Raw genomic sequence first — 11991 nt, forward strand, 5'->3', positions numbered from 1 at the left:
TTCCCCTTCCCCTTCCCCTTCCCCTTCCCCTTCCCCCTCGCCCTCGCCTTCCCCTTCGCCCTCGCCCGCCAGCCCGCCGACCACGTCGCCCGTCAGCGTAATGGGCCCGAGACTTTCCGTGCCATACCCGCGCACTTTGATGGTGAAGATGTCATCGGAAAGATCGGCGCCAAAGATCGCGAACACGCCCAGTTCGACAGGAGAACTTCCGATGACGGCGTTGGTCAGACTGCCGATTTCGATCGCGGGTTCCGCGCCGTTCAAACCGAAGGTCTGGCGGACGGTCTTCGTTTCCGCGTCGTAGGCGAGCCGCACCTTGATGCGCGTCACCTCCGTGCCCGCGTCGAAACACGTGACGTTGTCCGGCGCATCCGCTGCGCGCGACAGGTTAAGGTTGCTGTGATTGCGCACCGACCAGCGCCCGTGCAGCGTGCCTTCCGGATTCTCATTCGGCCATTCAATGCCCAGACGGAACCGGGCCACGTCCACCTCATTCGAAGTCAACGGCGTGCCGATATACAGGTAGGTGTTCGAGGCGCTTTCGTCCGGCTCATCTTCGGGGTCCTGCTGCTGGATGGCGGTATCCACCGTCCACACGGCCGTAAGCGTCCAATCCTTGGCGTCGTTCAACACGACCGGCGATGCGCCGTTATAGCTGAGCGCCAGATAACCAATCCCGCCGTTCGGGCCCACGCTGACTTCATAGGTGCCGTCCACAGCATCTTGTATAAGGAGGTTATCGCCGCCGTTCGGACCAATCGAGGGCGAACCCGCGCCCGGAGCCCCAGGAATCGCGGCCTCGGTCCAGTAGAGCGTCTCAGGCCCGGCCATGTCGCCCCAGACAAGGGTCATCTGCACCGCAGCGGCATTGACGCCGAGGGTCATGATAAAAAGAAACAAGGATGGAACAGGAAAAAAAAGTGCACGCCGCATAACCAAGCTCCCTGCACAAGATGTCTCAGGCGAGGCCACCATCACTCCACCTTGAATTATATCATGCCCCGGCGTTATCGGTACGTCATGTTCCATATTGGACCATCATCTCCCTGGCCGGCTATTCGTTACCGGGCAGGGCGCCTGGCGGACGGGCCTCGGCCTTGAGGACTTTCTCGAAAAGCCGGGCCTGTGCGCTCAGCCGTTCCACCACATCCGGATGTTCCGAAGCGACGTCTCGCGTCTCACCGGGGTCCTGCTGCAAATCGAAAAGAGCCAAGCCGATCTCGCCTTTTTCATACCGTCCCGGCTTGCCGCCGCTTCCCCCTTGGGCGAGCTGATTGTAGCTGTGAGGCAAGTGCAATTTCCATCTGTCCGCCCGCACGGCCTGGAGTTCGTCGCTTCGAAAGAAGTAGAAGGCCTCGTGCGGAGTATTCGCGCCGGTCGCGCCGGACAACAACGGCCAGATGTCCCTGCCATCGATGACGCGGTCCGCTGGCGGTTCCGCGCCCGCGAGGCGCGCGAACGTGGGCAGCAAATCGAAAAGGACGGCCATCTCCCGGCAGATGCTTCCTGCTGGAATGCGCCCCGGCCATCGTGCGATGCAGACCTCGCGCTGTCCACCCTCGAAGGTTGTGGTTTTTCCTTCCCGTAAGGGCATCGCGCTGCCGCCGTGGTCGCCGTAAATCAGCCAAGGGCCGTTGTCGCTGCTGAACAATACAAGCGTGTGCTCGGCCAATCCCAGCCGGTTGAGCGCATCGAGGATCTGTCCGGCCGACCAGTCGATCTCCATGATTACATCGCCGTACATGCCTTGGCGCGACTTGCCCCGGAACTTCTCTGAGACATGCAGCGGCACATGTGGCATGCTGTGGGGCAGATACACGAAGAAGGGTTCCTGCGCGTGCTTCTCCATGAATTGCACGGCGCGTTCCGTATAGCGCGTGGTCAACTGGGTCTGATCCGGGTTCCGCTCGATGACCGTTTCGCCGTCGATTAGCGGTAATTCCGGATATCCGGCGGGCCGGTTCGGCGCGGGAAGCATGTCGTTCGAGTACGGCAAGCCGAAGTATTCGTCAAACCCGTGGCGCGTGGGCAGGAATTCCGGGTGATGCCCGAGATGCCACTTCCCGAAACAGCCCGTCGCGTAACCTTGCGTCTTCAGGATTTCCGCGATAGTGACCTCGCCGGCATTCAACCCAATGCGCGACGGCGGATGAAGCACATCTGGCAGACCGACGCGCTGGGGGTAGCAGCCCGTCATGAGCGCGGCTCGCGACGGCGTGCACACAGGCGCAGCCGAGTAGAAGTCGGTAAACCGCATTCCTTCCGCGGCCATGCGGTCCAGGTTGGGCGTCTCAAAGCCCTCGGCGCCGTAGCAGCCCACGTCCGAGTAACCCTGGTCATCGGTCAGGATAATGACGAAGTTGGGCTTGCGCCCGGCCTCGGCGCCCCGCGCGCGCACGGCCAGTGCAGCCGCACCCGCACCCACCGTCAGAAGAAAAGTTCTGCGGTCACATGCACGTCTGTTCACGCGCGCTTCCTCCTCGGTCCGTTCATTCCCGCTCCCATTTGAGCACCCACGGGTCCGCCGTGCGCTCCTGAAACGCGCGCAGCCTGGTCTGTAACTCCGCCAGCAATCCGGCATGCTGCGGGCTCTCGGCGAGATTCCGCACTTCGTGCGGGTCTTCTTCGAGGTCATAGAGTTCAAAGCGCGGCCGGTGCAGCAGCGCCTCGACCGTCCGTTGCCCGTACATCGTGTCGCCGCGCCGCAACACGCCCTGCCACGTGCTCGATTTCCACAGGTCCGAGGCAAACGGATACTCGAGGCCGTGCGCGATGTTCCAAATGAGTTTGTGCCGCCGCGTGCGCACCGCGCGCATCGGATAATACATCGTCACCTCGTGGAACGTATGCGAAGCATACACCTCGTCCCAGCCTTCCGGGTTCTCCTCGCCGAGCGCGGCCCGGAACGACCGCCCGTGAAAAGGCGGCTTATCCGGCAGCGCGCCCGCATAGTCGAGCAGCGTCGGCGTAATATCGGCCCAATTGATCATGGCATTGCACACTTGGCCGCGCCGTTCCTGGAACGGGTCGCGAACGACGCACGGCAGGCGGACGCCCGGTTCGTAGACCGTCGTCTTCGCGCCGGGGAACGCGATGCCGTTGTCGGAGAGGTAGACAACCACGGTGTCTTCCCAGCGCCCGGTCTCGCGCAGGATTTCGGTCAGCCGCTTCAACCCGCTGTCGCAGCGCTGTACCGACATGTAGTACTGCGCCAGTTCTTCGCGGCACTCCGGCGTGTCCGGCAGGAACGGGGGCGGCGTCACGCCGGCGGGATCCACGGGGTCCGAGCCGTCGCGGCGGAACGGACGGTGCGGCTCCGTCGTGCAGACGTACAGGAAGAACGGCCGGCCGGCGGCGGCTTCGATATAGTCCCGGCAGTTCTCCGCCATTTCGGCGGGCGCATGGCCGGGGATCTGTTGTTCAAAGTGATAGGCGGGCTCCGGGGCGACGTGGAACTTGCCCGCGCAAGCCGTGCGGTAACCGGCCTCGGCGAGCAACACGGGCAGTGACCGCACAGTGTCGAACGACGCGAAATGATGATGGCTGTGCTGCAGCCCATACATGCCGTTGGCGTGGTTATACTGCCCGGTGAGAATAACAGACCGGCTCGGGCTGCAACTGGCCGTCGTGCAGAACGCGTGCGAGAACCGCGTGCCGTCCTCCGCGAGCGCGTCGAGCCCCGGCGTCTTGATGTTGGGGTGGCCGTAACAGCCGGCGTCGCCCATGCCGTGGTCATCTCCCACATAGAGCAGCAGGTTCGGACGCCGCGCCTCGCTCACCGCCGGTTCCTGCCGCGCCAGCGCGAACGTCGCAGCGCCCGCCCCCACGGTCTTCATGAAATCACGCCTCTTCATCCATAGGCCCTCCGGTTGTACCCCCCCTTTGCCGGGACGCATGGTACAGGGATTGCGGCGTCGCGGCAAGGCCTGCCACAGGACGCGGTGTTTGTATCACAGCGGAACGTCTGGCTATACTCGCCCCACGCATGTTAAGGAACAGGCTGCCGCCGTGGGTGAACCTTTTGTTGCACAATCATTGACGGGCTGGGGGCGCATGGCGCCTCAGATGTGCCACGTCTACCGGCCGGAAAAACCCCGGTTGGTCGCGGACATTCTGCGCGACCGGGCGCAGGCGCACTACATTGCCCGCGGCCTGGGCCGCAGCTATGGCGACACGGCGGTCAACGCGGCCGGGGGGGTCATCGATTTCTCGCGCTTGAACCGGATGCTGCGGTTTGACCCGGAAACGGGGATACTCGAATGCGAGGCGGGCGTCTCGCTCGCCGAGATCATCGAGACATTCCTGCCCCGGGGCTTCTTCCTGCCCGTTACGCCCGGCACGAAGTTTGTCACGGTCGGTGGCGCCATCGCGAACGACGTGCACGGCAAGAACCACCACCGGGACGGCACTTTTGGGCGTTTTGTGCTCGAATGCAGCCTCTGTACGCCGGACGGCCGGGTGTTTACCTGTTCCCCGGAGCAGAATGCCGACCTGTTCTGGGCGACTGTCGGCGGGATAGGCCTGACGGGGGTCATTAGCACCGCGCGCGTCCGGCTGCAGCGCGTGGAGAGCGCGTACATCGTCGTGGATTACTACAAGTCGCGCGACCTCGAGGACGCCCTGGCCACTATGGAAGCCACGGACAGCCAATACCAGTATTCCGTCGCGTGGGTGGACTGCCTGGCGCGCGGCAAATCGCTGGGCCGGTGCGTGCTCATGCGCGGCAACCACGCGGCGCCCTCGCAGTTGTGCGGGCGCACCGCCGGGGCGCCCTTTGCGATCCCCGCGCGCCGCAAGAGCAACGTGCCCGTGGATTGCCCCGGGTTCCTGCTCAACCCCGTCAATATACGGGCGTTCAACACGCTGTTCTACTCGATCCACCGGTCCGTGGCAGGGCAAATCATCGATTACGACCGCTATTTCTACCCGCTGGACCGCATTCACAACTGGAACCGCCTCTACGGCAAGTGCGGGTTCGTCCAGTATCAGGCAACCCTGCCGCCGGACGGCGCGAAGGGACTTGTCGCCCTGCTGGAACGGCTCAGCGCCGAGAGCCGCGGGTCCTTCTTAGGGGTACTGAAGCGGTTCGGCGACGCGAACCCTGGTCTGTTGTCGCACCCGATGAAGGGCTACACCCTTACGCTCGATATTCCGAACCGGGACGGCCTGATCCCGTTTCTGCGCAATCTTGACCGGATATTGCTCGCGCATGGCGGGCGTCTCTACCTCGCGAAAGACGCCGTCGCCGCGCCGGAAGCCGTGGCGGAGATGTACCCTCTTTTGCCGCGGTTCCGGGAGGTCAAAGGGCGGGTCGACCCGGAGAACCGGCTCTCCTCGTCGATGGCGCGCCGTCTCGGCATCGTGAGCACCTAGGAAGGACGGCACTATGGGCCGCAACCCGTCGGAAAACGCGAACAAGACCGCCGTGATCCTGGGCGCCGCCTCGACCGTCGCCCGCGGCATCACCGCGGAACTGGCGCGCCGCGGTTACGCACTCGTGCTTGCGGATTTCGACCACGAGGAGAACCAGCGCATCGCCGCGGACACCGCCCTCCGGTTTAACGCGCAGTGTCATGCCCTGCCCTTCGACGCAACCGCCTGCGCAACGCATGCCGCCTTCGTGGAGGAGTGCACGCGCATGCTCGGCGGCGTGCCGGACGGCGTGGTGCTGTGTTTCGGCTACATGCCCGAACAGGCGGAAGCACAAAGGGATTTCGCGAAGGCACAGCGCGCCATTGATACGAATCTCACGGGCGCGATATCGGTCCTCGAATTGTTCGCTGGCGCCTTCGAGCAGCGCGGTAGCGGGTTCATCGCCGGGTTGTCTTCCGTAGCGGGAGACCGCGGACGCAAAGCGAACTACATCTACGGCGCGTCAAAGGCCGGGTTCACGTGCTTCCTCTCCGGTTTGCGGAACCGTCTGTCCGCGGCGGGTGTCCGAGTACTCACCGTAAAGCCGGGGTTCATGGATACAAAGATGACTTACGGAATGCCGTTGCCGGGGCCGCTAGTCGCCACGCCTGAGCAGGCGGCTTGCGCGATCGTTCGCGCCCTGGAAGACGGGAAAGACGAAATCTACGTTCGTTTTTTCTGGCGGTATATCATGCTGGTGATCCGGCACATCCCGGAGCGCATATTCAAGAAGATGAGTATTTGAGGCCGCATGCGGGCACGGACTGAGAACAGTCCCGGCGGCGAGGCTTAAGCAGAGAGGTTCACGGATGTCCACCGCGCCGAATACGAGCATGCTGCGCGCCGTCGTGCAGGTGATGCGCTGTTATCAGTGGACCAAGAACCTGCTCGTGCTCGCCGCTCTCATCTTCGCGGGACAAGCCCTGATCCCCGGACAGTTCGTGCGGGCGCTCGTGGCGTTCGCGGCCTTCTGCCTGGCCGCGAGCGGCGCGTATATCATCAACGACCTGCTGGATATCGAGCAGGACCGCGCCCACCCCAGCAAGCGCCATCGACCCCTGGCGAGCGGAACTCTGTCCGTGCGCCTCGCGGTCGTGCTGATAGCCGCGCTGCTTGCGGGCGGCGTGACGACGGCCTGCGCCCTGGGCGCGAAATTCCTGCTTGCGCTGCTCTTCTACCTCTTCCTTACGATCAGCTATTCCGCCGTATGGAAGCACTACATCATTCTGGACGTGCTCGCCGTGGCAATGGGCTTCGTCGTTCGCGCCATCGCGGGCGCGATCGCGCTCGACGTCGTGTTCTCGAAGTGGCTCGTGGTCTGCACGCTTTTCCTCGCCCTTTTTCTCGCGCTCAGCAAGCGACGCCACGAGATCACGCTGCTCGAACAGGATGCGGGCGATCACCGGCCCGTGCTTCATTACTACACCACGCAGTACCTCGATTCCCTGATCCATATCGTGGCGGGCGGCGCACTGCTCACCTATGCCATCTATACGTGTTCACCGGAGGTGGTTGCGAACTTCGGGACCGACAAGCTGTACATTACCCTGCCGTTCGTCGTGTACGGGCTGTTCCGCTACCTCTATCTCGTGCAACACAAGACCGGCGGCGGCGACCCGAGCGGAACCCTGTTCGAAGACTTGCCCCTTGGTCTGACCGTCCTGCTCTGGGGTCTCGCAAACCTCCTTATTATTTACTCCTAGTGCGGCGCGGTGTAAGCGACGACAAGCTATCCTAAAATCCGTGTAACGAGCAGAATCGCGCGTTCGACAGGAAGATACCATTCAAAGAGCCGGGGCGCCTTTGCCCGCGTTTCATGGGGGCGAGGCATGCCTCCTCCCTGCAACGGGCATGAATCAGGGTTGTGTGTCTCCAGTCCTGCAAGAAGAGACGGGGTAATGTGCGCTGCCTTGGGGGTGCTCTTGAGCCCTTTCCCTGTTGGTGAGTCCGGGGCGGGTCAGCGCAGGACGCGGTTGCGCACGCGGTTGTACACAATCCAGAACTTCCGCAAGCGGTCCGTGACGCGCGGATCGAGCGTCTCGGGCGAATACGCCGAGGCCACATACAGCAGCGTGAGTTCCCGCGCTTCCTCCCGCAGCGTGCGCAGCGCCTCGGGAAACGAGTTGATGAACTCGAACGGCGTCTGGAAGTCCTTGCGGGGCACGCCGAGGTCGTACGCGAGCGCGCACAACGCGTCGTAGGCATACGCGACATGGTCTGAGATGCTCATCCGCGCGGCGGACGCCGCGTCGCCCATCGAGTTACGGTATTTCGTACAGGTGGCAATGTCCCGGTGAATACGGACGCGCCGTTTCCGGCGCGGCAGCCGGGGCAGGCGCAGCAACCGCATCAACAACCGATCTATCAGGTCGAAGAATCCCGCCACGAAGCGCGGATAACGGTCGCGGCGCCGCGCGATGCGCGCCGCGAACGCGCCAACCATGCGCAGCGCGCCATAGGCCAGAAACGCGCCAAACAACGCGAGCACGGCCTTCCCGAGCCGGTCGACAAAGCGCGTCGTGCGCGCCACGAATGCGTCGGGCAACGTCGCCGGGTCCACTATCTGGAGCGTGGCCTCGTCGCGCACCCAGGGGTCGGCCCGGTGCTCGTCCACGTAGGCGATGTCCGGCAACGCGGGCATGGGCAATTGCAGCGCGCCCGCGAGCACCAGCACGACCATGACGGCGCCCAGACCGACCCAGAACGGCCCGATGGCCGCGGGAACGGGTGTATTGCGCGCGCGGAAATAGGCGCGCACGCCCCCGAGGCTCGTCAGCATCAGGAGCATCAGCGCGGCCACGCAATACACCCCCATATAGAACATGCCCGACCGCACCCAGCGCTCGCCGCCGTGGCGTATCACCGGCAGGCCAACGGCGAAGATGAACAGCACGGGAATCGAAAACAGCAGGATCGAGATGCCCGGGTGCCCCTTCGGCAAGCGCTGCGTCGCCGCCAAGGGCGCCGCCGGCGGTTTCACCTTCTCTGCCAAATGGTCCGTGGATGGGTCGAAGGCGTCCAAACCGTACCACGCGCCTTTCGCGGCTTCTTCCGCGGTATCATAGCTCCAACGGCTGGCTTGCTTTGGCGCGGCCACCGGCGTTTCCTCACGCCAGAACGCTCGCTGCACGCTGAGCGCCGTCCCGCGCAGAATGCCGATGTCGCCCGCCGACAGGTTCTCGTCGACGCAGCACTCGTGCGTGAGCCGGTTGACAAGCCACCACAAGAAGATAACGATAACCATGTTGAACGCCGTGGCGAGCAGCGGATTATCGTTCATGAAATTGCGCGTGACCGAGCCGACGCCGTACACGCTCGTCGTCATCAGCGTGTACATTCCCACGCTCCCCGCGAACACGAGGATGTAGAGAATCGATTCGTTGGACCCGTCGCGCGCGATCAGCCGGTTCAGCGCCACCACGCCCAGGATGAAAAAGAACGCCACCACGCGCAGATTGCTGTCGTGGACCGCCGTATACACGTACCGCACGTCGAGCAGGAAATGGACCACGACATAGACCATAACGAGGATCATGAACGGCGTCAGTCCGTCGATCAGCCAGTCGGTGACCGTGCGCACGATGGGACGCGGCCCCTGCGCTGCCGCGCCGCCCAGCGAAGCAAAGTCGGTGCGCGCGGCCTTGCGCTTCTTCGGCTGCGCGGTCACCGCCGCCGCATTCAGCGTGTGAAAGTCCGTCCGGACCGGCGGTTCATCGTCCGATCTTTGCGGGGGACAACTCATGCAGGCTCCATTCGTGCTCGATGTGAAAGACGTGGATATCGTACGGGGCAAGCAGCGCGGCGGCTTCTTTGTACGCTTCCAGATCCCTGATCACAAACGCCGTTACGTTGAATCCCGACAGCTTCATCGCGGCCAGAGTCAACGCCAATTCGCCGGTCACCTGCGGCACGACGGGCAGCAGCGCCGCGTCGCGCGGCAGGCGCCGGAACTCGTTCACAATCAGCCGGTTCGCGTCGAGGCCTCGCCCCGGCAGCACCCGCGCCAGGTTCTCGGCAATCTTTCGCGCCTGGAGCGGGCTGCGCATGGTCGGCACGGTCAGCGGGCTGATGCGCGTGGACTCGCCCTCGCCCGCCACGCGCATTTCCGCCTCGATGCGCGATAGCGCGCCGCGCGCCTCGACTTCGTACCGCGCCACTTCCGCCGCGTCGATTGCATTGGTGATCATGCCCACCTGCTCGCCCGACATCTGCAAGAGATACGCAATCGATGCGGTCGTCGTGATCGCCAGTTCCATGCGCTCTTCCTTGTCCGCCGGCTTATAGCTGTCCGCGTGCAGGTCGAGCATCAGCGTGCCGCCGTACACCTGCGTGGGCTCATACGTTTTGACGTGCAGCGTGCCCGTGCGCGCAGTGGCTTTCCAGTGGATCGTGTTCAGCGGGTCGCCGGGCACATACTCGCGGATGCCGTAGATGCGTGTCGGGTCCTGGTAGATGCGGCTCGCGATGCGAACCGGCCCCTGCGGCCGCTTCGCCGAGATGTTGAATGTCTCGATATAGGCGATTGTCGGCAGCACCGTCACATAATCCTGCCGCTCGCCGGTGCGGAAGCGCTTTTGCAGGCCGAACAGGTCACCCGACTCCATCAGCAGCGGCCCAATCCGGTGATACCCCCGCCGCGGACAACGCAGCCGGTAGCGCAGCGTGACCGAACGCCCCGGCATCAGGACGGCGAGCCGCGCGTGCGCGCCCTCGCGCGGGAAATCCGCCGGGTACTGGTCTTCAAAGTAGATCCACGGGATGGGAAAACCGCGCCGGTTCGTGACGCTCACCGCGACCTCGGTGTCCTCGCCCTGTTGCAGGGTCGTCTGCGACACCGTCCGTTCGCAGTCCAAGCCCGCCAGCCATGCGCGCGACGTCACCTGCGCGAGGCACACCAGCAGCAGGAACGCATAGAGCGCGAAAGCCATGTATGGGCTGCGCGCCAGGAACGCGAGCCCCAGCGCGGCCACGGCCACGGCAAGCCAGAACATATTGCGCATGAGGACAGGATAGCACGAGTCTCCAGCGCAAATGCGAGGGTCACGTCGTGGCGGCTGATAACGCTCAGCAAGCACGGGATTCTGTGATAGCAGGGGCCGTTGTTGCCTCTGGCGGCATTTTGGACCACGATGCCAATCATCTATTGCCCGCCTCACATCGGCGCGACATCAACGGACCATACTTCGCCTGCGGGATGTGTTGTTTTGCAGCGGGGGTCAGCAGGTTAGATCGAATCACTAGAATTCGACTGTTGCGGTCTCGATGTCCAAATCGAACTCCCGAAACAGGCCGTTGACGCCGGCTTGCTCGACCAGTGCATCGCGGGACGCGACGAGACCAGGCAGGATCAGTTGTCCGGCGCCGTCTTGGCTCGCGTCGAATTGGTCGCGTGATTGCGCAACTTCGAGCCAGTCCAGAATCTTCCCGTAGAGCTGGGCCGAGACCGCCGCATTGGCGAAACCGTGGCATTCCGCGAGGAACCATCTGCGCCGGTTGCGGGGGTCGGGCTCGACGAACAAAGTCGCCCGTTCGCCCGCCATGTGGATTTCGTAGGCGTACCCGCGGCCACGGGCAACCGTGGGAGCGTAGGACGCGATGCAGTGGTGTTGCTCCTGCCCTTCGCGCAAGAGGCCGAGCGGCGTGGTAATGGGCACGATCTCGGGGGTACCCGGAACCGGCGGCGGAGGGAACTCGAGGTGGTCCAGTCCCCGGAACCGTTGCAGCGTGAGCACATCCGCGTAATGCTGCTGAAAATCGTGCACGGAGTTGAACCGGAGCCCGGGCGCGGCGGCGTCATCCGGAAGGAAGAGGTCCAGCCACTGGCGCATATCGTGTCCGAGGTGGGGCCGTTTCTCCTCCCGGGACATCTGAGCCACCTCGGCGAGGAAATGGTGCGTGACGCGGGAGAGCAGCCGCGGGTCCGACAGGAAGAATACCGCGCCACGATTCAGCCGCGGCAAGTGCGCCATGCGTTTGCACGCCTCTTCGTTGTTTAGGGCATCGCGCAGATAAAGGAGCAGTTCGACCGTGCAAAGTGCGGTTGGCAGCTTGCGCAACACGCGAATAGCGCTCTTGCCCGGGCGCGCAAGACCAAGCCATGCGAGCTGTTCGCGCTGCGTTTTGCGCAGGAGGGCCCGCGCGCTGCGCAGGGGTTGTTTGACCTTGCGCCCGAAACACCAGCAGTTCGCCAGCATGAGCGCCAGCGCGGGCGTGGAATGGAGCAGGTCGAGCGCTCCGGGGCAGCGCGCGCAGAACGAGACGAGGCTGTAATGCCGCTCGGGGAAAGGCGCTACGGCTTCACGGACTTCGCCGGGAATCTGTTCGTAAAAGGCCCGGAACGCCTCCACTTCCGCGCGTTGCCTCAGCAATTGTCTGACGAGGCCCTGGTAACGCTCAGGCAAGCGGCCAAGACAGGGCAGCCCATGTGGAAATGCAAAGCGGACTCGAGCCAGGCGCTCGATGATTGCGGCAACCGGCTCGGGCTGCGCGCCGCGGTCCGGGTACGCCGTCAGCAATACGCCCGTCTGCACCGCCTGGTGAAAATCCGCGTAACGCTCCAGCAAGTCAATATCGCACAAC

9 protein-coding genes are annotated in these 11991 nt (G+C 64.0%); 3 read left to right on the forward strand and 6 right to left on the reverse strand.

Annotated features, from left to right (window positions below; genetic code table 11):
• The 3 genes from KA184_20755 to KA184_20765 all read right to left on the reverse strand — a co-directional run.
• The coding region (locus tag KA184_20755; protein MBP8132018.1) for a hypothetical protein at positions 1-933 on the reverse strand (933 nt) is incomplete at its 3' end.
• Positions 934-1054: 121 nt separating this feature from the next.
• On the reverse strand, positions 1055-2581 hold the full coding sequence (locus KA184_20760; GenBank protein MBP8132019.1) for a sulfatase: 1527 nt from the start codon (positions 2579-2581) through the stop codon (positions 1055-1057).
• Complete coding sequence (locus tag KA184_20765) at positions 2490-3854, reverse strand: sulfatase (GenBank protein ID MBP8132020.1); 1365 nt, start codon at positions 3852-3854, stop codon at positions 2490-2492. The genes KA184_20760 and KA184_20765 overlap by 92 nt, the downstream gene beginning before the upstream one ends.
• 199 nt (positions 3855-4053) lie before the next feature.
• Here KA184_20765 and KA184_20770 point away from each other — a divergent pair, with 199 nt between their 5' ends.
• The 3 genes from KA184_20770 to KA184_20780 all read left to right on the forward strand — a co-directional run bounded on the left by KA184_20770 (position 4054) and on the right by KA184_20780 (position 7115).
• A complete protein-coding gene (locus tag KA184_20770) occupies positions 4054-5373 on the forward strand; it encodes an FAD-binding oxidoreductase (protein ID MBP8132021.1) in 1320 nt (439 codons plus the stop codon).
• Positions 5374-5386: 13 nt separating this feature from the next.
• The gene (locus KA184_20775) at positions 5387-6157 is read left to right on the forward strand and encodes an SDR family oxidoreductase (protein ID MBP8132022.1); all 771 of its coding nucleotides are present in this window, start codon (positions 5387-5389) and stop codon (positions 6155-6157) included.
• Between the two features lie 64 nt (positions 6158-6221).
• On the forward strand, positions 6222-7115 hold the full coding sequence (locus tag KA184_20780) for a decaprenyl-phosphate phosphoribosyltransferase (protein ID MBP8132023.1): 894 nt from the start codon (positions 6222-6224) through the stop codon (positions 7113-7115).
• A gap of 254 nt (positions 7116-7369) precedes the next feature.
• Here the strand turns inward: KA184_20780 and KA184_20785 are convergent, their stop codons facing one another.
• The 3 genes from KA184_20785 to KA184_20795 form a co-directional block, all read right to left on the reverse strand.
• The gene (locus tag KA184_20785; GenBank protein MBP8132024.1) at positions 7370-9154 is read right to left on the reverse strand and encodes a DUF4129 domain-containing protein; all 1785 of its coding nucleotides are present in this window, start codon (positions 9152-9154) and stop codon (positions 7370-7372) included.
• Positions 9123-10412, reverse strand: coding sequence for a DUF58 domain-containing protein (locus KA184_20790; protein ID MBP8132025.1), 1290 nt, complete (start codon positions 10410-10412; stop codon positions 9123-9125). Before KA184_20790 ends, KA184_20785 begins: the two co-directional genes overlap by 32 nt.
• Before the next feature lie 237 nt (positions 10413-10649).
• Positions 10650-11991: PcfJ domain-containing protein (locus KA184_20795; protein MBP8132026.1), on the reverse strand; the 1342-nt coding region annotated here is incomplete at its 5' end.

Source organism: Candidatus Hydrogenedentota bacterium (genome assembly GCA_018005585.1).
In the GTDB taxonomy this organism is placed as follows: Bacteria; Hydrogenedentota; Hydrogenedentia; order Hydrogenedentales; family JAGMZX01; genus JAGMZX01.

What these genes read in the sequence shown, in the direction of transcription:
- KA184_20790 (MBP8132025.1), bottom strand. Translation starts at nt 10,412, where the DNA reads ATGCGCAATATGTTCTGGCTTGCCGTGGCCGTGGCCGCGCTGGGGCTC.
- KA184_20775 (MBP8132022.1), top strand. Translation starts at nt 5,387, where the DNA reads ATGGGCCGCAACCCGTCGGAAAACGCGAACAAGACCGCCGTGATCCTG.
- KA184_20770 (MBP8132021.1), top strand. Translation starts at nt 4,054, where the DNA reads ATGGCGCCTCAGATGTGCCACGTCTACCGGCCGGAAAAACCCCGGTTG.
- KA184_20785 (MBP8132024.1), bottom strand. Translation starts at nt 9,154, where the DNA reads ATGAGTTGTCCCCCGCAAAGATCGGACGATGAACCGCCGGTCCGGACG.
- KA184_20780 (MBP8132023.1), top strand. Translation starts at nt 6,222, where the DNA reads ATGTCCACCGCGCCGAATACGAGCATGCTGCGCGCCGTCGTGCAGGTG.
- KA184_20760 (MBP8132019.1), bottom strand. Translation starts at nt 2,581, where the DNA reads ATGCCGGATTGCTGGCGGAGTTACAGACCAGGCTGCGCGCGTTTCAGG.
- KA184_20765 (MBP8132020.1), bottom strand. Translation starts at nt 3,854, where the DNA reads ATGAAGAGGCGTGATTTCATGAAGACCGTGGGGGCGGGCGCTGCGACG.